This window comes from Ornithinibacillus proteolyticus, assembly GCF_039581225.1.
In the GTDB taxonomy this organism is placed as follows: domain Bacteria; phylum Bacillota; class Bacilli; order Bacillales; family Amphibacillaceae; genus Ornithinibacillus; species Ornithinibacillus massiliensis.
In genome coordinates, this window is record NZ_JBCPXV010000005.1 from 31177 (window position 1) to 51871 (window position 20695).

General features: G+C 38.6%; 20 protein-coding genes and 2 pseudogenes. 8 read left to right on the forward strand and 14 right to left on the reverse strand.

Translation table 11 applies throughout. From position 1 onward, the window contains the following. Window positions 1–11: 11 nt before the first annotated feature. From AAIB49_RS04100 to AAIB49_RS04115, 4 genes are all read right to left on the reverse strand, one after another. A complete protein-coding gene (locus tag AAIB49_RS04100) occupies window positions 12–854 on the reverse strand; it encodes a transporter substrate-binding domain-containing protein (protein WP_343457294.1) in 843 nt (280 codons plus the stop codon). Window positions 855–1278: 424 nt separating this feature from the next. Then, window positions 1279–2103 (reverse strand): YihY/virulence factor BrkB family protein, encoded by an 825-nt coding sequence (locus AAIB49_RS04105; RefSeq protein WP_339216819.1) that lies wholly within the window; start codon window positions 2101–2103, stop codon window positions 1279–1281. A gap of 77 nt (window positions 2104–2180) precedes the next feature. Further along, on the reverse strand, window positions 2181–2474 hold the full coding sequence (locus AAIB49_RS04110; protein ID WP_339216821.1) for a YtxH domain-containing protein: 294 nt from the start codon (window positions 2472–2474) through the stop codon (window positions 2181–2183). A 17-nt stretch (window positions 2475–2491) separates the two neighbouring features. Beyond that, window positions 2492–2962 (reverse strand): low molecular weight protein-tyrosine-phosphatase, encoded by a 471-nt coding sequence (locus tag AAIB49_RS04115; RefSeq protein ID WP_343457295.1) that lies wholly within the window; start codon window positions 2960–2962, stop codon window positions 2492–2494. Window positions 2963–3098: 136 nt separating this feature from the next. Here AAIB49_RS04115 and AAIB49_RS04120 point away from each other — a divergent pair, with 136 nt between their 5' ends. After that, complete coding sequence (locus AAIB49_RS04120; protein ID WP_339216825.1) at window positions 3099–4442, forward strand: alanine/glycine:cation symporter family protein; 1344 nt, start codon at window positions 3099–3101, stop codon at window positions 4440–4442. Window positions 4443–4507: 65 nt separating this feature from the next. Here the strand turns inward: AAIB49_RS04120 and AAIB49_RS04125 are convergent, their stop codons facing one another. Beyond that, window positions 4508–5050 carry a transcription repressor NadR gene (locus AAIB49_RS04125; protein ID WP_339217840.1) on the reverse strand — a complete coding sequence of 181 codons (543 nt, stop codon included), beginning with the start codon at window positions 5048–5050 and terminating at the stop codon, window positions 4508–4510. Between the two features lie 207 nt (window positions 5051–5257). Between AAIB49_RS04125 and AAIB49_RS04130 the strand changes: the two genes are divergently transcribed. Together AAIB49_RS04130 and AAIB49_RS04135 are read left to right on the forward strand one after the other, a co-directional pair. Next, window positions 5258–5431, forward strand: coding sequence for a hypothetical protein (locus tag AAIB49_RS04130; RefSeq protein WP_339216827.1), 174 nt, complete (start codon window positions 5258–5260; stop codon window positions 5429–5431). Between the two features lie 2 nt (window positions 5432–5433). After that, the gene (locus AAIB49_RS04135) at window positions 5434–6912 is read left to right on the forward strand and encodes a sodium:solute symporter family protein (RefSeq protein WP_343457296.1); all 1479 of its coding nucleotides are present in this window, start codon (window positions 5434–5436) and stop codon (window positions 6910–6912) included. A gap of 58 nt (window positions 6913–6970) precedes the next feature. Here the strand turns inward: AAIB49_RS04135 and AAIB49_RS04140 are convergent, their stop codons facing one another. From AAIB49_RS04140 to AAIB49_RS04150, 3 genes are all read right to left on the reverse strand, one after another. Continuing rightward, window positions 6971–7639 (reverse strand): SOS response-associated peptidase, encoded by a 669-nt coding sequence (locus AAIB49_RS04140; protein ID WP_343457297.1) that lies wholly within the window; start codon window positions 7637–7639, stop codon window positions 6971–6973. Window positions 7640–7661: 22 nt separating this feature from the next. Continuing rightward, the gene (locus AAIB49_RS04145; protein ID WP_343457298.1) at window positions 7662–8657 is read right to left on the reverse strand and encodes a glutaminase; all 996 of its coding nucleotides are present in this window, start codon (window positions 8655–8657) and stop codon (window positions 7662–7664) included. A gap of 172 nt (window positions 8658–8829) precedes the next feature. Further along, window positions 8830–9594, reverse strand: coding sequence for a lysophospholipid acyltransferase family protein (locus AAIB49_RS04150; RefSeq protein ID WP_343457299.1), 765 nt, complete (start codon window positions 9592–9594; stop codon window positions 8830–8832). A gap of 146 nt (window positions 9595–9740) precedes the next feature. On the opposite strand from AAIB49_RS04150, the gene AAIB49_RS04155 reads away from it, so the two are divergent. Beyond that, on the forward strand, window positions 9741–10301 hold the full coding sequence (locus AAIB49_RS04155; RefSeq protein WP_339216836.1) for a maltose acetyltransferase domain-containing protein: 561 nt from the start codon (window positions 9741–9743) through the stop codon (window positions 10299–10301). 49 nt (window positions 10302–10350) lie between these two features. Here AAIB49_RS04155 and AAIB49_RS04160 read toward each other — a convergent pair whose 3' ends face one another. From AAIB49_RS04160 to AAIB49_RS04170, 3 genes and pseudogenes are all read right to left on the reverse strand, one after another. Beyond that, window positions 10351–10851, reverse strand: a complete 501-nt coding sequence (locus tag AAIB49_RS04160) for a hypothetical protein (RefSeq protein WP_339216837.1) — start codon at window positions 10849–10851, stop codon at window positions 10351–10353. A 96-nt stretch (window positions 10852–10947) separates the two neighbouring features. Further along, a pseudogene (locus tag AAIB49_RS04165) lies at window positions 10948–11325 on the reverse strand (CAP domain-containing protein); the annotation flags it as partial. A gap of 21 nt (window positions 11326–11346) precedes the next feature. Next, window positions 11347–11709, reverse strand: a pseudogene (locus AAIB49_RS04170) (CAP domain-containing protein); the annotation flags it as partial. Between the two features lie 764 nt (window positions 11710–12473). On the opposite strand from AAIB49_RS04170, the gene mreBH reads away from it, so the two are divergent. Continuing rightward, window positions 12474–13481, forward strand: coding sequence for a rod-share determining protein MreBH (gene mreBH, locus AAIB49_RS04175; RefSeq protein ID WP_339216838.1), 1008 nt, complete (start codon window positions 12474–12476; stop codon window positions 13479–13481). A gap of 106 nt (window positions 13482–13587) precedes the next feature. Here the strand turns inward: mreBH and AAIB49_RS04180 are convergent, their stop codons facing one another. After that, entirely contained in the window at window positions 13588–14106 is a 519-nt protein-coding gene (locus AAIB49_RS04180) for a hypothetical protein (RefSeq protein WP_343457300.1), read from the reverse strand. Between the two features lie 520 nt (window positions 14107–14626). Here AAIB49_RS04180 and AAIB49_RS04185 point away from each other — a divergent pair. The 3 genes from AAIB49_RS04185 to AAIB49_RS04195 all read left to right on the forward strand — a co-directional run bounded on the left by AAIB49_RS04185 (window position 14627) and on the right by AAIB49_RS04195 (window position 18913). Further along, the gene (locus AAIB49_RS04185; protein WP_339216842.1) at window positions 14627–15787 is read left to right on the forward strand and encodes a CaiB/BaiF CoA transferase family protein; all 1161 of its coding nucleotides are present in this window, start codon (window positions 14627–14629) and stop codon (window positions 15785–15787) included. A gap of 6 nt (window positions 15788–15793) precedes the next feature. Further along, window positions 15794–16996, forward strand: a complete 1203-nt coding sequence (locus tag AAIB49_RS04190; RefSeq protein ID WP_339216843.1) for an acyl-CoA dehydrogenase family protein — start codon at window positions 15794–15796, stop codon at window positions 16994–16996. Between the two features lie 471 nt (window positions 16997–17467). Further along, window positions 17468–18913, forward strand: a complete 1446-nt coding sequence (locus AAIB49_RS04195) for an NAD-dependent succinate-semialdehyde dehydrogenase (protein ID WP_339216844.1) — start codon at window positions 17468–17470, stop codon at window positions 18911–18913. Between the two features lie 130 nt (window positions 18914–19043). On the opposite strand, the gene AAIB49_RS04200 is transcribed toward AAIB49_RS04195, so the two are convergent. Both AAIB49_RS04200 and tnpA read right to left on the reverse strand, forming a co-directional pair. Beyond that, on the reverse strand, window positions 19044–20156 hold the full coding sequence (locus AAIB49_RS04200) for an RNA-guided endonuclease TnpB family protein (protein ID WP_339217842.1): 1113 nt from the start codon (window positions 20154–20156) through the stop codon (window positions 19044–19046). A gap of 11 nt (window positions 20157–20167) precedes the next feature. Then, window positions 20168–20566: an IS200/IS605 family transposase gene (gene tnpA, locus AAIB49_RS04205; protein WP_339216846.1), complete on the reverse strand. Its 399-nt coding sequence runs from the start codon at window positions 20564–20566 to the stop codon at window positions 20168–20170. Window positions 20567–20695: the final 129 nt, after the last annotated feature.

The following is a 20695-nucleotide window of genomic DNA, read 5'->3' on the forward strand; positions in this document are numbered from 1 at the left end:
TTCATCACCTATTATTCGATTCCTTCGATTTCAATAACTTCCTCTTCCGTCTCTTTCGATACATCTAGCCCACCAAAGAATTCTTCTGAAATCTTCGTTAATGTACCATCCTCTTTCATCTCAGCAATAACTTCATTTACCTTATCTAATAATACCGTTGCTTCCTTTTCCATTACGACATTATTTGTTGTTGGATGGAAACGAAGGTCAGGATGTAAGGTAATATTAAATTCTGGAAATGCTTGAATGGCTAAAGCTTGAAGATAGTAATCGTTAATTACTACGTCTGTACGCCCGTTATGAACGTCACGTAAATACGCATCATTCGTTACGTTTCCATAAGTGATTACTTCTGCACCATATTTTCTAGCGATATCACTATATACTGTAGTTGCTGCTCCGCCAGCTTTTTTACCTTCTAAGTCTTCCAATGTATGAATGCCAGATAGATCATCGGCACGAACAATCATTGTCGAAAATGAATATTTAATCGGTTCTGAGAAAGCGAATTTTTCACGACTTGCTTCTCTTGGTCCTGCTTGAATAATATCTACACGACCACTTTGCAATGCAGATAACATTGCATCAAAAGCCATCGTTTCAAATTTAATATCCACACCTAGACGCTTGGCGATCTCTCGAGAAACCTCTACATCATACCCCGTTAGTTCATCAGATCCTTCAGGATAATACGAAGCCGGATACAATGTTCCCGCAGTTCCAACTACAATCTCGCCAGATTCTTGGATATGCTCCCAGATGGCATCCTCTACTTGATCATTTTCTTTTCCTCCACACGCTGCGAGAAGAAATACTATGCTTAATACAATTAACACAAGGTAAATTTTCTTCACCTTAAAGCCCCCTTTGGTCTGTTATATTTTAATAATCTTTTTGATTATAACAGATATTATTGTAAGCGTTCAAATTATTTAAATTAGGAAATAAACTGTTATGGTCTTTTCAACACATTTAGCAGTAACACATGTTCTGAGGATCTTTATAATAGGAGGGATATGACGGAATGGAGATCCGATATAATGCAACGAACCAACCCACAAATTGGTTAAAAAAGCAGTACCTCATCTTGAGTTTATTGCGGCTTTGTTCAGTGGCTTTATTATCCTTTTCATTTGGTTATTAGAGAGCCAATTATTCTATAATTGGTTCGTCCTATTTATCTCAATGCTTTTGCTATTGGTCGGTATGCAAAGGCAAAAGAGGGAATTACAGAAACCATCCAAAATAAAGAGCTTAATAATGAAGCATGAGGACTAACTAGTAGTCCCCATGCTTCATTTTGCTTATGGTTGCATTCAGTATTCCACCAATAATGACAATAAAGGCAGATAAATAAAACCATATCATTAATGTTATAACTGCTCCCAAACTACCATAAGTCGTGGAGTAATTTCCAAGATTGGAAACATAATAGGAAAATGCGTAGGATGACAGCTGCCAGGCTATCGTAGCAAATAGTGCTCCCCAAAAAGCATCTCGAAAATATACCTTTATATTCGGCGCAAACTTATATAAAAAGAGAAACACAATAAAGAATACGACTGACGTTACAACCCAACGCAGCATTTCCCAAACCGTAAGAAAGTCCTCTGATAATCCAAAGAAAGAAAATAAATAGACTCCAATCATTCGACCAAGAACTGGTAACAGAATAGCAATTACAATAACACCGATCATTGCGATTGTAAGAACAATCGCAATTAATCTTGAGATAAGGAAAAACCGATCTTCTTCCACCTCGTAGGAACGGTTAAATACACGCATAATGGCATTGATTCCGTTCGAAGCAACCCATAATGTACCAATAATCCCAATCGATAATAAGTGTCCATTTTGTTGTGAAACAAGCTGTTCCACATTTGTCTCGATTAATTGCATGGAATCTGGTGGTGCTACAGAGGATAATATCCTAATCAAAACGCTAGTATCGATTGGAAGGTAACCTACTAATGTTATAAGAACAACGAGTAAAGGAAATAAGGATAAAAGAAAAAAATAAGCTAATTGTGCGGCTAGACCAAATGCTTCTACTTCTAGAATTCGTCCAATTAGCTTTTTTATAAAGGTTATCGTTTGATCCAAGCTTTAACCTCCCACATTAGAAAAGAACAGGGGTCAGCTATGTCCCCGATTCATACTTATCTGTATTCAAATAGTATTTAACCTTCTATTTGTTTAGGTTTGGAGGTTACTTTGACTAATGTATTTTCTACTTGTTCTAATGCATTAACTGCGTTTTCAGCCTGATATGCGAAGCTCTCACTAAATTCTTCCATTGCTACTTTCGCATTATGAACCGATAGAGCTGGATTTCTCATGATATCGACAGATTTATCTTTTACATTGGCTAATTTATGCTTTGCATAATTCCTTGTATCCCAATCGAAAAGTGCTACAATGCCACCTATAGCCGCACCAATAGCAATACTTGAAATCAGTCTTTTTTTACCCAATTGATATCTCTCCTTTTTTATATGTTGTGTTTCTTCTGTATATACGAAAGTAAATGGGTACACCCCTCTGAAACCAATTCATATGTGTAATCAAAATTTCCCGTATAATATGGATCTGGAACCTCTCGTTCTTTTGACTCCGTCACGAAATCCATTAACTTAGCAACGACAACATGTTCAGTTTTAGAATTAATTTTTTGCAAATCATTTATATTTTGGTCATCCATCGCAATAATATAATTAAAATCATGCCAATCTTTTTCAGATACTTGTCTCGCTTTCATCCCAGCATAAGAAATATTCTGCTCATCTAGTATTTTTCTAGTCCCAGCATGGGGAGCTTTACCAATATGCCAACTGCCTATACCACCTGAATCAACACTAATCTGTTCTGATAATCCTTTCTTCTCTACTAAATGACGAAACACTGCCTCAGCCATTGGAGAGCGACATATATTACCAAGACATACAAATAAAACTTTAATCATATTGACGTATCCACCTTTCGTATCTATTATAATCAATATCGCCATAAGTTTTAAGTGATATGATAGAGGAAACTCGTAATAATAATTGAATGTTCTAAATATTATATCTATAATAAATAAGAAAAGGAGGGGTCATATGGAAGAAATAATTAGTAGCATTAATGACTTTGTCTGGGGACCACCAACATTAATTCTTATTGTGGGAACTGGTATTTACCTAACATTGCGTCTTGGATTTCTACAGTTTCGCACACTTCCCTATGCCTTACGTCTAGCGTTTAGCCCAAGTAAACAGGATAAAAAATCAAAAGGTGATATTAGCCATTTTCAAGCCTTAACAACAGCTATGGCAGCAACCATTGGTACTGGAAATATCGTTGGCGTAGCAACGGCTGTTGTTTTAGGAGGTCCTGGTGCTGTGTTTTGGATGTGGCTTACAGCATTTTTTGGTATGGCAACAAAATATGCTGAAGCTATACTGGCGGTTAAATATCGAGTCGAAAACAGTAAAGGTGAAATGTCTGGGGGACCGATGTACTACTTAGAAAGAGGTTTAAATGCGAAGTGGCTTGGCGTTCTTTTTGCCATTTTCGGTGCTTGTGCAGCATTTGGTATCGGAAATATGGTTCAGTCTAACTCAGTTTCTGATGCATTAAGCAGTTCTTTTAATGTACCGACTTGGGTTACTGGGCTAACCCTAACCGTATTAGCTGGCCTCGTCATCATTGGTGGAATTAAGAGTATCGGAAAGGTAACGGCTTTCTTTGTTCCTATTATGGCTTTATTCTATGTACTTGGTGGACTTGCTATAATTGTGTTTAACTTTGATTTGGTACCAGCGGCAATTAGCCTAATTTTCACGGATGCATTTACAGCGAGTGCTGTAGGCGGTGGCTTGCTTGGTTCGGTTATTCGCTATGGTGTAGCTCGTGGAGTATTCTCCAATGAAGCCGGTCTAGGTTCTGCACCAATTGCGGCTGCGGCTGCTAGAACAGACTACCCAGGTAGGCAAGCTCTAGTATCCATGACACAAGTATTTATTGACACGATTATCGTATGTTCCATTACTGGAATTACCATTGTAATGGCAGATCTTGCCGGTAGTGGCTTATCTGGAGGCCCTCTAACCCAAGCATCCTTCACAGCGTTCTTAGGTGACTGGGGTGGCTATATTGTCACCATTGGCATTGTATTATTTGCCTTTTCCACAATGGTTGGATGGTCATACTATGGTGAGAAATGTATTGCCTATTTATTCAATGATCGTGCTGTTCCGATTTACCGTATCATATTTGTATTAGCTATTTTCTGGGGTGCAGTTCAATCGTTGGATCTAGTTTGGAATATTTCGGACACGATGAATGCCCTAATGGCAATTCCAAACTTAATTGGGTTATTAGGACTATCTGGTGTGGTCGTTTATGAAACGAAGAGGTTCCTAGAGGTTGCTAGAAAAGAGAAGGAACAAGAACGAGCTTAATGTTTAAAAGGACAATTCCCTTATTAAAGGGTTCATTGTCCTTTTTATTTTCTAAAATATATTTGTTAATCCTCTAATAAATACCCTAACATCCGTAATGCCTCACAGGCTTGATCTAACTGTTCTTCTCTCTCCGCTTCAATCTCGTGTAGATGTACACCTTCTGTAAGCCTAGAAAGTAACGATGCCCCTGTATGCTTTAATTCCTCTAAAAAAGCATCCGCTTCCTTACGATTTTTAATCATTAAGGAGCCTGTTATATCACCGTATATTGGGTGTTCCACCATTACATTTCTTACGGTAACTCCATGATCTACTAATGTGTAAAGCTCCTCAGCTGTTTGTTCTGCTGTATGCTTCACAACGATGACACGAGTTGCTCGTTCGTTCTCATGATTATCACGTAAATAAACATAACCTCTAGCGGTAGCCATAATCGGCTCACCTGTTGCTTTTAAAAGAGATATATCTTGTACAATGACTTGACGGCTTACATTGGAACGCTCTGATAGCTCTTTCCCTGTAATAGGCTCACGCTCGTCCTTTAACCAAGTTAAAATTAAATTTCTTCTTTTTTCCCCTAGAATTTTTTTCGCTTCTCCCGTCATTGGTACAACCTCCGCATACTTTTTCACTTATTATACACACTAACGTTACACGATTTTCTCTTATTATACCTTACCTATTCGTAACAGACTAATATGTCATTTTTAAATTATGATTGATTTTTTACATTACATGTGTAAATATATGTGTAAAGACACATGTAAAGTTTTGATTGAATCTATTAAATTATGAAATGAAGGAGCATACAAATGAAACGTATTTGGGGAATCATCATCATTATAACCATTCTCTCAGCTTATATTATTCCGTACACCGTGCTATCGGATGTTCAATCTTGGACCGGTAGCTTTTTGTTCTGGGGTATAACAGGCGTTGTTATTATTATTGCAAACATCATGCTGACAAGGGATTGGAGTGAATAGAATTGAATACTAGTTTTGTCATTTGGGGAATTATTATCTATATTATCATCGCATCCACGATTGCATTATTATCTAGAAAGGGAAATATCCCTGGAATGTCAGGTTACTTTATTGGGAATCGTAAAATGAATGGTATACTATCCGCACTTAGTTATAGTGCTACGACTTACAGTGCCTTTATGATGGTTGGACTAGCTGGGCTTACTTATCAGGGTGGGGTCGGTGCACTTGGTTTTGAAATAATTTACTTTATAGGTGTTTCGCTAATTTTAATCTTTGGACCGAGATTCTGGTTAGCTGGAAAGAAAAATGGGTATGTGACGCCATCGGAAATGATTGGGGATCGGTATCAAAGTAAGTCTGCTGCAATAGTTATTGCACTCATGAGTTGTCTATTCCTAATTCCATATAGCGCCGTACAATTGGCCGGTGTTGGATATTTATTACAAGGAATGACAGGTGGCTCGATTTCTTTTTCTACCGGGGTTATCATCGCTATCGCGCTCGCTCTGTTCTTCTCTTATGCTGCCGGAATTCGTTCAGTGGTTTGGACCGACTCCCTTCAAGCAATATTTATGATTATTACATCTACTATCGTGGTAATCTTAATCGTCCATTCGCTTGGCGGATTTGGACAGTTTTTCGATAATTTACAAACAACACAACCAGAAATGTTAGCTGTACCAGGAAATGGTTATTTTAGCATTTTAACTTTCTTGGGATTAACCATACCATGGTTTTTCTTTAGTATTTCGAATCCACAGGTAAGCCAACGACTATTCATGCCGAATTCCTTTAAAGGCTTAAGACAAATGTTAATCGGATTTCTTGTATTCGGATTAATCTATACATTTGTATCGGTTATGTGGGGATTTTCAGCTTTACAGCTTTTCCCAGACTTAGAAAAAGCAGACCTAGCAACTCCTAGTCTGTTATCATCTGATGCTGTTCCACCACTATTAGGCGTAATCGTAATGGTTGGAATCTTAGCTGCAGCGGTATCCACCATTGATTCTATCATGCTTACCTTATCCTCTATGTTTGCTCGAGATGTCTATGGGAACATGAAAAGTCGGCCAGACGATCGAAAGCAATTAAAAGTCGGAAAAATTATTATTCCAGTAATCGCTATATTAGCCTATGCTTTTGCAGAACTGGAGTTAGATTTAATCGCTGTCTTGTCTGTTGCTGCTTCATCTGGGTTAATCGTTGGTGTTCCAGCTATTGTCGGGACATTTTTCTGGAAGCGTGGAACTTCCTTAGGAGTTATCGTTAGTGTAATTGTAACAGCGCTTTTAGTACTTTATCTAGAAGCTACTGGTACGAAACCGCTTGGCCTAGGTTCCGGAATATGGGGGCTAATAGTTTCATCTGTACTATTTATTGGTGTCAGCTTAATATCACGACCACCGGAAGCAAAAGCACATGAGTTTGTTAATTTGATGAAGGAATATCGAAAAACAAAGAAAGCCATAGAATAAAAAGTCATTAACAAAAAGAGACTGTGTTATTACGGTCTCTTTTTGTTAATGGCACTAATTAATCCGCAACTGGAGCAATGCAGCTTTCATTATTATTTTTTGCGGTATTAACATAGTTCGACACATTATAAGCTTTAAGTTCTTCGGGTTCTAACTGAAAGATGAACTCTCTAGCTTCTAATGGGACCATCTCTTCTGGTGCAATCCACTCATTTTCTTTGCTCTTTGGTAGAATAATCGGCATACGATCATGTATATCCTTCATAAATGGATTCGCTTCACGGGTTAGGATTGTACAGGTAAATAAACGTTTATCATGTTGGGACCATTTATCCCATAGCCCTGCGAATGCAAATAGCTTACGATTTGCTAACTGAATGCGTTTTGCTTGTTTTCCATTCTCTGTCTTCTTCCACTCATAGAAGCTATCCGCTATAATTATGCACCGTTTGCGGGACAGTAGTTTCTTAAAGCTAGGCTTTTCATGGGCCGACTCACTTCTAGCATTAATCATGTTATACCCTATTTTCTCATCCTTTGCCCAGGACGGCACTAGTCCCCAACGTAGATAACCTGCACGTTTTTGCTTACCATCATGAATAATAGCAAGCACATTTTGCCCTGGTGCAATATTATAACTTGGATGGTAATTTACAATCTCATGCTCTAGCTCGAACTCCTCCAATATCTCCAGTTCATCTGCTAAAAGTGTGTACCTTCCACACATATAAAGCCCCCCTTTGAACAAGTTAAAAAATACTTAAATCCCATTGAGATGCAATATGTTTTAAAAGCTTCATCCCCGCAATACTATTTCCTCTGCTTTCTAGGGCAGGTCCGTAAACACCGATTCCGCATCCTTCAATAAAAGGTAATTCAGAACTTCTTACGCGGGGTGGTGCTAAGGCAACAATCCCTCCTGATACACCACTTTTCGCGGGAATACCAACATAGGTAGCAAATTTTCCAGAGGCATCGTACATCCCACAAGTAAGCATTAATGCTTTCGTAATTCTAGCTATTTGACGTGGGATAACTTCTTCGTCATTGTTAGGATCTTCTCCATCATTTGCTAAAATTAACCCAATTCGCGCTAAATCTTCAACCGTTGCTTCAATGGAACATTGTTGAAAATATGTCTCTAATGTTACTTCTAGGTCCGATTCCAAAAATCCTGTTTCCAACAAATAATATCCTATTGCTCGGTTTCGTGCCGATGTCTCATGTTCCGATTGATAAACCTCCTGATTAACCATAGGACGATAACCAATCATTCGTTCAAGTAATGCAAGTATTGGCTCGAGCTTTTCCTTAGGTGTATCCCCTTTAAGCATCGATGTTACGGTTATTGCACCGGCATTGACGAAAGGATTAAACGGCTTATTCGGACTTTTCATTTCCAAATGCATAATCGAGTTGAACGCCTGTCCTGTCGGTTCGACATCTACCCTGTCTAATACATAGCTAACGCCCTTTTCCATACAAGCCGCTATAAAACTAATGACTTTAGAAATACTTTGTATCGTAAAGGATATATCAACATCACCTGAGCAAATCTTCAGGCCGTTTTTTCCATGGATTGCTATGCCAAGATGGCAAGGATTTGCTTTGGCTAAGACAGGAATATAAGATGCAACTTCCCCTTCTTTCGTAGCTTTACGGTAAAACGTTACCCAATCATCTACATAATTCTGCAACCACTTTTCATCTAACTGTGTATTCCAATTAACAGTACCTTGAACCATTGGTTTCACCTCAAATTAACGAAATAAGTTACTACCTCTAGTATGTAACGTTATCGATTAGATATTGAAGATTTTCTTATCGTATAGAGTCACATTTATCGCAAAAACCCATTTCTAATGGTAAAAAAACAGTGCGGCATTCACAACCACACTGTCAGAATAATTTTCGATACTATTGAGTAGTAATGGCAACTTCTACTTCCTTTTCTCTTTCCGCACTATATGGCAAGGCACTTTCAACGATGTTTTGTAACTGTTTTGCCAGATCCGCATTTTTTAGGGATGCATATTCTTCTGGAAAGATTGAGTCATGAATGGTCATCGTAATCGAAGAGCTTTGAACAAGACCATTTCCTTCCTCAAGCATCTTATAGGTGCCATTAATTGTTACAGGGACAATTGGAACTTTTGCCTTTGTCGCAAGTCGTAAACTCCCTGGTTTAAACTCATTTAGTTTATTCCCTCTACTTCTAGTTCCCTCTGGAAAAATAACGAGTGAGTGACCATTTTTCAAGTTTTCGATTCCTTGATTAATTGCCTTCATGGATTGTCGTCGATCTTCCCGATCAATAAATACACAGTTTAACAATCCCATCCACGTTCTAATAATTGGTAGCTTGTTAATTTCCTTCTTCGCAATAAAGCCAACCGGTTTATCTAAATACCCTAAAAAAGCTAAAATATCAAACAACCCTTGATGATTTGCTACATACAAAACAGGGCCATCAGGGATTTTTTCACTACCAGTTAACAAAACATTCGTGCCTGTAGCCTTAATGACTTTTTGTGAAACTGTTTTAGGCGTATGAAATATTTCTTCTCGAATCTCTTCCGTACTTGTTTTTCGGTATAATTTTTTTGCCTTTTGTAAATTAAAAAGACTGCCTATAACTAAGATAATTGCATAGGTATAGATTCGTATAGAAAATAACATCATATGATTCCTCCTATTTATACATGTTTTATTATACGTTGAAACCGTCTATGTTCAAGTAATATAAATGTAACAGTTACCCTTAGAAGTTATCCAATAAAAGGTGTATGCTATAACTAAGCAATTATTAATAAAAAGGAGTGAATCAAATGAAAACCGAAAAAGAAAAAATGTTACTCGGGGAATTGTATCTTGCTGGAGATCCAGAACTAGTAAAGGAAAGGATACATGCAAGAAGTTTAACAAGATTGTATAACGAAACATTAGAAACAGATAATGAAAAACGTAAAACATTATTAAAGGAATTATTCGGTTCAACAGGTAACAATATTTACATAGAACCAACCTTCAAATGTGACTATGGATATAATATTCATGTTGGTGAGAATTTCTATGCTAATTTTGATTGTGTGTTTTTAGATGTATGTGAGATTCGAATCGGAGATAATTGTTTCGTTGCGCCGGGGGTTCATATTTATACCGCAACCCACCCTTTAAATGCCCAGGAGCGCATCTCAGGAGCAGAATTTGGTAAGCCCGTTAGGATTGGTCATAACGTTTGGATTGGTGGAAGATCTGTAATTAATCCAGGGGTTACAATCGGTAATAATGTCGTCGTTGCATCGGGGTCTGTGGTAACGAAGGATGTACCTGACAATGTTGTCGTAGGTGGCAACCCGGCAAGGATAATTAAAGAGATTGTGCAATAGGTAAAAAGCTAGGTGCGTAGACGATGCGTACCTTCCTTTTTATTTCGTCCTATTCTTCGGTCAGACGCTGTTCTATTTTTTCGTTGAGTTCATGGTTACTCTCTGTAAACAGCTCATAAGAAGGAAAATCCGGGTGATTTTGAAGATCAATTATGATTAAAGTAACCATTTCCAACTGTTTTTCAAATTCTTCTACTTCTTTAGCTGATACAGAATCTTCCGCCGCTTCATGTAATAATTGTCCGATGTCATAGAGCATTTCGCCAATTATATATAATTCATTTTGCAGGTTCATAAATCGAAATGAACTATTTAATATTTGCTCACGGTAATTATTTAGTAGCTTTTTTCCGTCTTCTGTTTTAGTAGCTTCTTCCATATTAGTGTTATTAATTCGGCTAACTAGCCTGCGAGTATCTGTTACCAATCTTTCGTAATAAGAAGCGATTTCACTTTTATACACTCTCGTATCTTGATACAATTGTCCAGTAAACTGAAGCAATATTAAACTAAATATGGCTAAAACAACAATAGCAATGTTCTTTTTCATTGTTTGACCTCTCTTTCTTATCCTTCCCTCCTTCATTTTAACATAAAATTCAGAATTTAATAACAAGAAAACGAACAGTTCGTTTTCACTGTCCGCTTATTTTTTCTTGATAAACTGTTGCGTCCAAAGGATAGCTTCTTTTACAAACCCAACGCCGATATGGGTGAAATCGGGATTTAAAATATTCTCTCGATGCCCTTCACTATTCATCCACGCTTCTACGACTTCTTCTGGGGTAAATTGCCCTCTAGCAATGTTCTCACCAGCTATTTGATACGATACGCCATATTGATTCATCATATCAAATGGGGAACCATAGGTAGGACTTGTATGATCAAAGTAATCCTTTTCCGCCATATCCTTCGACTTAGCTCTAGCAACCTCCCCCAGCTTGGTATCTACTGATAACGGTGCTAGACCGTGCTTTTCCCTTTCTTGATTGGTTAGGTCCACGACTTGTTGTTCATAGGTAGACTCGTTAACTGATTGATCTAATTTTTTTATAAATTGCTGTGTCCAATGATAGCCCTCTTGCGTAAAGCCCACTCCAATGTGAGTAAAATCAGGGTGAAGAATATTTTGCCGATGCCCTTCACTATCCATCCAGGCCTGGACTACTTCTTGTGGTGAGGTTTGCCCCTTCGCGATATTTTCTCCTGCTGAATAATACGTGATTCCAAAACTTTCGATCATGTCGAATGGGGAACCATAGGTTGGACTTTCATGAGAAAAATAATTTTCTGTTGCCATATCCACCGATTTTCTTCGTGCTACCTCCGACAACTGATTATCTAGCTGAAGAGGAGCAAGCCCGGCTCTTTCTCGCTCTATATTGGTCAGTCGAATAACCTCTTGTTCAAACTCCCTTTGACTTATCTTAGTAGTTTGGTCCGTTTTTTCTTCTGTCTGTTTCTCTGTCGGTTTTTCTTTCGGTTTTTCCACCTTATCCTTCGTCGCGGGTTTTTGGGTAGGAGGTGCTGCTTGTTGTTCTTTTTGCTGGGAACCTTGCTTTATTTTCGTATGCTTTGCCTCTTGTTTTACCTCTTCCTTTTCCGCTCTCCATGCAAGTGTTAGGTTATTCAATTCTTTCCAGTCTATATTTGCTATTCTTTTTCCTTGTTCGCCTCTATTTAGTTGGAAATATTCATGTAATGAGGAAGCCGTATGCTTATAGAAGGTGCCCTCCTTGAAGTAATAGCGATAGATTTCTGTATCTTCAGCATCGACTAATTTTGGCATAATAAATAATATACATGTCAGGACGAGTAACCCTATATGTACTGTTTTCCCTTTCATAATTAGCTCCCCTTTTCATTATCATTTCCCGTTTCGACACGTTCTGAGTTTATTATCTCACATCCTGTCGTTCTTGAAATTTCCAGTTTTATTACATTCGACAAAAAATGTAAAGGAAATGAAACTTGTATTTACTCCTATTTTGTCTTATTTTTATATAGTGACACTAATATATTGTGGTAATGGATATCGAACTAATTATTCTTGATAATGTAAGAGAGTTTGTAGATACTAAAAACATGTCTATTAACACCCATAATTTATTTGTCGAAATAGAAGATTATATTATATAGTAAGACTAATCGTCATCAATGGAGGAACTAATTATGTTTTCTAATGCAGAAATCGGAATTGATTTAGGTACTGCTAATATACTTATCTATGCTAAAAATAAAGGCATTATCTTAAACGAGCCATCAGTTGTGGCAATTGATATAAATACAAAGCAAGTCGTAGCTGTTGGTACGGAAGCAAAAGAAATGATCGGTAAAACACCAAGAAATATCGTACCAATTCGCCCACTAAAAGACGGCGTTATTGCTGACTACGATGTTACGGCTCAAATGTTAAAGGCTTTCTTAAAGAAAGTAAGCAAGAAGCTAGGCATGTCTATGCGTAAACCAAACGTAGTGGTATGTACACCATCTGGTAGTACAACTGTGGAAAGAAGAGCTATTCATAATGCAGTAACTAGCTATGGTGCGAAGCAAGTTCATTTAATAGAAGAGCCTGTAGCTGCTGCTATTGGATCAGATTTACCAGTTGATGAACCAATTGCAAACGTAATCGTAGATATCGGTGGTGGTACTGCTGAAATCGGAATCATCTCTCTTGGTGGAGTTGTATCCTCTAGCTCTGTGCGTGTTGGTGGAGATAAAATGGATGAAGAGATTATCCAATACATCCGCAAGAAATACAATATTCTAATCGGTGAACGTACCGCTGAAAATGTAAAAATGGAAATCGGTTACGCTCACGAAAATCATAAAGAAGAATTTATAGATGTTCGTGGTCGTGATATGGTAACCGGGTTACCAAAAACAATTTCTATTTCATCTAAAGAAGTTTATGAAGCAATTAGCGAATCACTAGAGCAAATTTTACAAGCTATCCGTGTAACTTTAGAAAACTGTCCACCAGAATTAAGTGGTGACATCGTAGATCACGGTATTGTCATTACTGGTGGAGGATCATTGCTAAAAGGCATGCAAGAATGGCTAGCACATGAGCTATCTGTACCTGTTCATCTTGCACCAAACCCACTAGAATCCGTGGCCATCGGTACCGGAAAAGCAATCAAAATGATCTCTAAGCTTGAAAAAGCTGCGAAGTAATAAAGCGGGGGCACATGCTCCCGTGTTTTATTTTGGAGTTTGGTAGGGATGAGTTAATCTTGGTTTGGTTTGGGAGCATGTTTTCGGGTATTGGGACTATATTAACTTAAGTTGGGCGCATTTTCCGGTTGGATGGGTCTATTTTGGCTTGGGTTGGGCGCATTTTTTCGGGGATTGGGGCTATCTTAGCTTGAGTTGGGCGCATTTTCTCGGGGATTGGGGCTATCTTGGCTTGAGTTGGGCGCATCTTCTCGGGGATTGGGTCTATCTTTACTTGAGTTGGGCGCATCTCTCGGTTGATTGGGACCATCTTAACTTGAGTTGGGCTCATCTTCCGGTTAGTTGGGTCTATCTTAACTTGAATTGGGCTCATCTTCCGGTTAATTGGGTCTATCTTAACTTGAATTGGGCGCATCTTCCGGGTGAATGGGACTATCTTGGCTTGGTTTGGGCTCATCTTCCGGTTAGTTGGGTCTATCTTGGCTTGAATTGGGCTCATCTTCCGGTTAATTGGGACCATCTTAGCTTGGTTTGGGCGCATCTTCCGGTTAATTGGGTCTATCTTAGCTTGAGTTGGGCGCATCTTCCGGTTAATTGGGACCATCTTAACTTGAATTGGGCGCATCTACCCGGTGATCGGGTCTATCTTAACTTGAATTGGGCGCATCTCCACATCAAACGGGTCTATCTTAACTTGAATTGGGCGCATCTCCACATCAAACGGGCCCATCTTAACTTAAGTTGGGCGCATCTCCCTGTCAAACGGGACTATCACTTCACATATTGGATCTGCTGCCCTATCATTCCTTCTCCCCCTAAAAGCTAAAGCCTTCAAATTAACGTACAAAATTAACGATTACCTGTTTACAAATATTTCAGAATAAATTAAACTAAAGAAAAGAGTTATGTTAAAGCGCTTACACCGTTATCCCGCATGACCTTTTTTAACAGATTAATACACTTTACCTTACTGCCTAGCTTGTTCACAGTTCACGACCTGACCTGTTCCAACAAGCGATAAGCCAGTTCAACTTGAGTTACAGCACCAGCTGTGTTCATTTTGAATTGGCTTTTTTTATTATATTTTTCGCAAGTTAATTTCACCTATGGAAAAACAAAATGAGTACGAAGAAAGGAGTGTAGCTGTGTCAGGAGCTTTAGAGCATATACGAGTTCTTGATTTAACACGAGTTCTTGCTGGGCCATATTGTACGATGATACTAGGTGATTTAGGTGCTGAGGTTGTTAAAGTAGAGGCACCTGGTGGAAGTGATGAAACACGGAAATGGGGACCTCCTTTTCAAAAGGATGTGAGTGCCTATTACCTTTGTGCCAATCGGAACAAGAAAAGCATCACGGTAAACCTCAAAACTGATGAAGGCATTCAAACTATTAAAGAGTTAGTTAAAGAGTCTGATGTTGTCATTCATAATTTCAAGACTGGTACGATGGAGCGATTCGGGATTGATTATGATACCCTAGCCCACATTAATCCAAGGTTAATCTACTGTTCTATTACTGGATTCGGTGAAACTGGTCCCTATAAAGACTTACCAGGCTATGACTTTATTATTCAGGGCATGAGTGGATTAATGAGTATAACAGGAGATGAAGCATCTGGCCCACAAAAGGTGGGAGTGGCCATAACCGATATTTTAACAGGCCTGTATGCAGCGATCGGGATCCAGGCAGCGATTATTGAACGAAATCAATCTGGAAAAGGTCAAAAGCTAGACCTCTCTCTTTATGATTCGGCAGTAAGTGCCTTAATTAATATCGGCAGTAACTACTTAATGTCTGGAAAAATTCCTTCTAGACTCGGTAATCATCACGCCAACATCGTCCCTTACCAAACCTTCAATACAATGGATGGTGAAATGGTCATAGCGATTGGAAATGATAATCAGTTTAAAACATTTTGTACTATTTTAGGAAAAAAACAATATAGTGAAGATGACCGCTTTCGTACCAATCCTGCACGGGTTGCAAATCGAGACATATTAATCCCATTAATCCAGGAAATTCTAGTTACAAAACCGACTAGCTATTGGTTGGATCTATGTCATGAAAACAATATTCCATGTGGACCTATTCAAAACTTGAAGGAAGTTACCGAGGATCCACAGCTATCTGCTCGTGATATGTTCTTAGAAACCGAGCATCCAACTGCTGGCATCATTAAAATGATTGGCAGTCCATTAAAGCTTTCAAGGACACCCGTTACATTGAGATATCATCCTCCAAATGCTGGTGAGCATAACGAGGAAATTTTACAATCTATCAAAACTAATCTGAATCAGGAGTGATCAAGGATGAATTTTAATTTTACTGAAGAGCAAAATATGTTGCGTGAAACGGTTAGAAGCTTCGTAGATAAGGAGATTATGCCCTATATTGCGGATTGGGATCGAGAGGGACAGTTTGACCAAAATATATACAATCGTTTAGCTGAGCTTGGTCTAATGGGGGTTTGTATACCGGAAGAATATGGTGGAAGTGGAATGGACTATAATGCCCTTGCTATTGTATGTGAGGAATTAGAACGTGGAGACACTGCATTCCGTACGGCAGTATCTGTTCATACCGGATTAAACTCTATGACGCTATTACAATGGGGTACAGAAGAACAAAAGCAAAAGTATCTTACACCACAGGCTAAGGGGGAAAAAATCGGTGCTTTCGGTTTAACTGAGCCAGGTGCAGGATCTGACGTTGCTTCCCTGCAGTCCACTGCCATTAAAGATGGCGATTACTATATTTTAAATGGGCAAAAAACTTGGATTTCCTTATGTGACGTTGCTGACCATTTCCTAGTATTTGCCTATACCGATAAATCGAAGAAACACCACGGAATTTCTGCCTTTATCGTGGAAAGAACATGGGAGGGCTTTTCTTCAAAAGCAATCAAAGGAAAACATGGTATCCGCTCTGGTAATACGGGAGAACTTTTCTTCGATAATGTAAAGGTTCCTGCTGAAAATTTACTTGGTGAAGAAGGTGAAGGATTCAAAATTGCCATGTCTGCATTAGATAATGGGCGCTTCACGGTTGCCGCTGGTGCTGTTGGACAAATAATGGCGTGTCTTGAAGCAAGTGTGAAATATTGCCATGAGCGGGAAACATTTGGCAAGCCGATTGGCCGTCATCAATTAGTACAACAAATGATTGCCAAAATGGAAGCCGGACTTCAAATGAGCCGATTACTTGTATATCGTGCTGGAGAGCTTAAAAATGAAGGGAAACGTAATACAAGAGAAACATCTCTAGCAAAATGGCAAGCTTGTGATTTCGCCAATCGAGCTGCCGATGATGCCATGCAGATTCACGGTGCATATGGATATTCTGATGAATATCCAGTTGAACGCTACCTACGAAACTCTAAAGCTCCAGTTATTTATGAAGGAACTCGCGAAATTCATACTATTATGCAAGCAGAATATGTACTTGGATATCGAAAAGATAAACCATTAAATAAAATGCTCCCTGCCTGGAACCCAGATAAAGAACTAGTATAAAGCGTCCAAGTGCGCACCTACTAATTACTGCATAATTGTAGGTGCGCTCTGCTTATGGTTAGTTAAATGCTTCTTAAGGCAATGAGCATATGGGCCCGTGTTGGTGGGAGATGCGCCTTATTTTGCGGTTTATGTGACCTTGTGGGGCGTGCTTGTGACCTTATTTAGCGCGCATGTGACCTTAAATGGTTTACATGTGACCTGTTCCCGTTTGCTTGTGACCTTAATCGGTTTACTTGTGACCTGTTCCCGTTCACTTGCGACCTTAATCAGTTTACATGTGACCATTTTCAATACGCTTGCGACCTTGAGCAATTTACATGTGTCCATTACCAGTATACTTGTGACCTTGATCAACCAACAGGTGCCCGAATTGGGTGTTCTTACACCCTGCCATGTTATAATAGATTTGAACTGGGCTATATTTGCCCTATTGGTGTCGCGAATTTTTAATAATGGGGGAGGAATAACATGATTTCTACATTAACCAAAAGTATTTACATTAATGGTGAGTGGCGTGAAGTTGATTCATCCAAGACACATACCGTTTACAATCCAGCAACATTAGAACCGATTACAGAGGTAGCTTATGGCGGTATGGAAGAAACAAAAGAGGCAATTGAGGCTGCTTCGAATGCATTTCCAGTTTGGAGTGAAATGACGGGTAGACAGCGTTCTCGTGTATTGTACAAAGCTGCTGAGTTGATGCGAAAAGATGCTAAGCGCCTTGGTGAAATTTTAACAAAAGAGCAAGGTAAACCATTAGCTGAAGCGATTGGAGAAGTAAAAGGTGCTGCAGGATTTTTACTTTGGTATGCTGAAGAGGCGTCACGTGGTTACGGGGAATGGATTCCTTCATCGGTTAAAACGAAGCGTATGCTAGTAGTACCTAAGCCAATTGGTGTTGTTGGAGCGATTACACCGTGGAACTTCCCATCTTCCATGATTACTCGGAAATTAGGTCCAGCACTAGCTGCAGGATGTACAGTTGTGTTAAAGCCCTCACCTGAAACACCACTGTCTGCTATTGAAATTGTAAAGATTTTTGAAGAAGCAGGAATGCCAGCTGGAGTCGTCAATCTAGTTACTGGTGATGCTCAAGCAATTGGAAAAGAAATGCTTACTAATAAAGAGGTTAAACTCATAACGTTTACTGGTTCTACTGCGGTCGGAAAATACTTAATGCGTGAAGCTGCAGATCAAGTGAAAAAAGTGTCGCTAGAGCTTGGAGGACACGCACCAATTATTGCGTTTGAGGATGCGGATTTGGATAAAGCTACTACACTATCCTTAGCAAGTAAATTCCGTAATAATGGGCAAACTTGTATTTGTGCGAATCGTTTATATGTTCATGAGTCTATTGCGGACGAATTTACTGCTTTATTAAAAGAAAAGCTTGAAAAAATGAAGGTTGGAAATGGTTTAGATGAGGGTGTGGACCTAGGTCCATTAATTAGTGAACAAGCACGAGAAAAGGTCGAAAGTCATCTACATGATGCGCTAGAGAAAGGTGCTGAAATTGTTGCAGGAGGCAATAAATGGGATGGAGAGCTAAAAGGTTATTTCTGCCCACCAACCATTGTTAAAAACGCAACCGACGACATGAAGGTCATGCGTGAAGAAACCTTTGGTCCTCTCTTCCCTATTCAAACCTTTACGGATGAAGCAGAAGTTATCCAAAAGGCGAATAATACAGACTATGGTTTAGCTGCTTATATTTTCACTGAGAATACTAGTCGAACATTGCGCGTTGCTGAAAAACTTGAATATGGCATGGTCGGTGTGAACGATGTCTTCCCTTCTGTTCCTGAAGCACCATTTGGTGGAATCAAGCAATCTGGTAACGGTAAAGAAGGCGGCCATCATGGTATGAGTGAATTTTTAGAAGAAAAATTAATCTCGATTGCGATTGATTAACGTGAACTACTCCCACCACTTACCCCCCTTACGGGTTGCTTGAAGTGGGGGCTTCTTGGGTAATCGCCACTTTTGATAGCTGACGAAATGGACCAAGCTAACCCTCTTGTTCCAAGAGTTTATATTTTCATTAGGCACTTGCTAATAAGCGAATGCCTTCTTTTTTGATATTGAGTGCTGAATTATAATCTCTATCAAGGTTTAGTCCACAATCACATCGATAAGTGCGCTCTGATAATTTGATTTCTTTTACAGAACCACAGTTAGAGCAAGTTTTTGTAGAGGGAAACCATTTATCTATTTTGATAAGTTGTTTCCCTTGTTCATTTAGTTTGTACTGCAAGAAAGAAGTGAACATTCCCCAACCATTATCAGCTACGCTTTTCCCAAATTTAAGCGCTTGTGACATGCCTTTCATATCCAAATCTTCAATCACAACCGCATCATAATTCGTTACTAATTCTTTTGATTGATGATGAAGGAAATTCTTGCGCTGATTGGCGACTTTCTCTTGAATTTTAGCTACTCGAATACGTTGTTTATGCCAATTGGAAGAACCTTTCTTCTTACGAGACAATTTACGCTGTTCTTTTGCTAATTTCTCAAGCATTTGTCGATAAAACTTAGGGTAATTGGCTTTCTTACCCTCACTATCGACAAATAAACCATTCATCGCAAAATCTAACCCAACTATTTTTTCAATTTCTTTACGTTCCATTTTCTTTTCGTACTCTGTCAAAATGGAAATATAGTATTTTCCTGATGCGGTCATAGATAGGGTGCAAGATTTGATTTTTTGGTCAGAAGGAATTTCTCGATGTTGCTTGATTTTGACCTTTTTCAGTTTAGGTAATTTAATATGACCATCAAGCAATTGAATATTACCGTTTACGACATTCGTTGTGTAGCTTTGTTTGTGTCGTTTACTTTTGAACTTTGGGAACTTGGCATTACCTTTGAAGAAGGCTTTATATGCCTTATCTAAGTTTAGTTGAGCGTTTGCCAACGCTAAAGAATCTACTTCCTTTAGCCATTCAAATTCCTTTTTATATTTAGCAGGAGTAGGATGTTTTATCTTTTTCAAGGCTTCCTTATCATCTTTTAGGCTTTCATACGTTTCTTTACGTTCGGCTAACATTTTATTATAGATAAACCGAACACAACCAAATGTTTTGCGCATCATCAAAGCCTGTTCATCTGTTGGATATATTCTGAACTTGTACGCTTTATTTTGTTTAGTTATATCAAATCACCTCACTTTATCCCTTGATTTTCAATATATTTTTTCACCACTTCTATAGGTGAACCACCTGTGGTCAACAAACAAAAACTTCTTGACCAAAACATTTCTTTCCATAACTTTTTACGAACATGGGGAAAATCCTTCTTGATAAGTCTTGAACTGGCACTTTTATAGGCATTGATGAATTTCGACAATTCACTGTTAGGGTGTGCTTTGAACAGAATATGAACATGGTCCATATCGTGGTTCCATTCAACTAATGTGATATTATATTTTTCACTCAATGACACAAATTTATCTTTGGCATAATCCGAAATCGTATCATCTATTACTTTTCTTCGATACTTCACGACTAACACAAGATGGTAATACATCAAGAATACTGAATGATTGTTTCCGTCTAATTTCATTGTTATATCAATCCTTACACTTAATAAGACTGATTATACCATATGGAGAAAAAAGATAAAATAAAAAAACCTTTGGGCTGTCGCCCAACCGAAATTCATCTCCCCCTTACCGTTGGGCTACGCCCTTCA

Bases quoted from the DNA above. Each gene is read 5' to 3' on its own strand.
- AAIB49_RS04195 (WP_339216844.1), top strand. From the start codon at position 17,468: ATGATTTCTACATTAACCAAAAGTATTTACATTAATGGTGAGTGGCGT.
- AAIB49_RS04180 (WP_343457300.1), bottom strand. From the start codon at position 14,106: ATGCGCCCAATTCAAGTTAAGATGGTCCCAATTAACCGGAAGATGCGC.
- AAIB49_RS04155 (WP_339216836.1), top strand. From the start codon at position 9,741: ATGAAAACCGAAAAAGAAAAAATGTTACTCGGGGAATTGTATCTTGCT.
- AAIB49_RS04130 (WP_339216827.1), top strand. From the start codon at position 5,258: ATGAAACGTATTTGGGGAATCATCATCATTATAACCATTCTCTCAGCT.
- tnpA (WP_339216846.1), bottom strand. From the start codon at position 20,566: ATGAAATTAGACGGAAACAATCATTCAGTATTCTTGATGTATTACCAT.
- AAIB49_RS04120 (WP_339216825.1), top strand. From the start codon at position 3,099: ATGGAAGAAATAATTAGTAGCATTAATGACTTTGTCTGGGGACCACCA.
- mreBH (WP_339216838.1), top strand. From the start codon at position 12,474: ATGTTTTCTAATGCAGAAATCGGAATTGATTTAGGTACTGCTAATATA.
- AAIB49_RS04150 (WP_343457299.1), bottom strand. From the start codon at position 9,594: ATGATGTTATTTTCTATACGAATCTATACCTATGCAATTATCTTAGTT.
- AAIB49_RS04145 (WP_343457298.1), bottom strand. From the start codon at position 8,657: ATGGTTCAAGGTACTGTTAATTGGAATACACAGTTAGATGAAAAGTGG.
- AAIB49_RS04190 (WP_339216843.1), top strand. From the start codon at position 15,794: ATGAATTTTAATTTTACTGAAGAGCAAAATATGTTGCGTGAAACGGTT.
- AAIB49_RS04115 (WP_343457295.1), bottom strand. From the start codon at position 2,962: ATGATTAAAGTTTTATTTGTATGTCTTGGTAATATATGTCGCTCTCCA.
- AAIB49_RS04140 (WP_343457297.1), bottom strand. From the start codon at position 7,639: ATGTGTGGAAGGTACACACTTTTAGCAGATGAACTGGAGATATTGGAG.
- AAIB49_RS04160 (WP_339216837.1), bottom strand. From the start codon at position 10,851: ATGAAAAAGAACATTGCTATTGTTGTTTTAGCCATATTTAGTTTAATA.
- AAIB49_RS04125 (WP_339217840.1), bottom strand. From the start codon at position 5,050: ATGACGGGAGAAGCGAAAAAAATTCTAGGGGAAAAAAGAAGAAATTTA.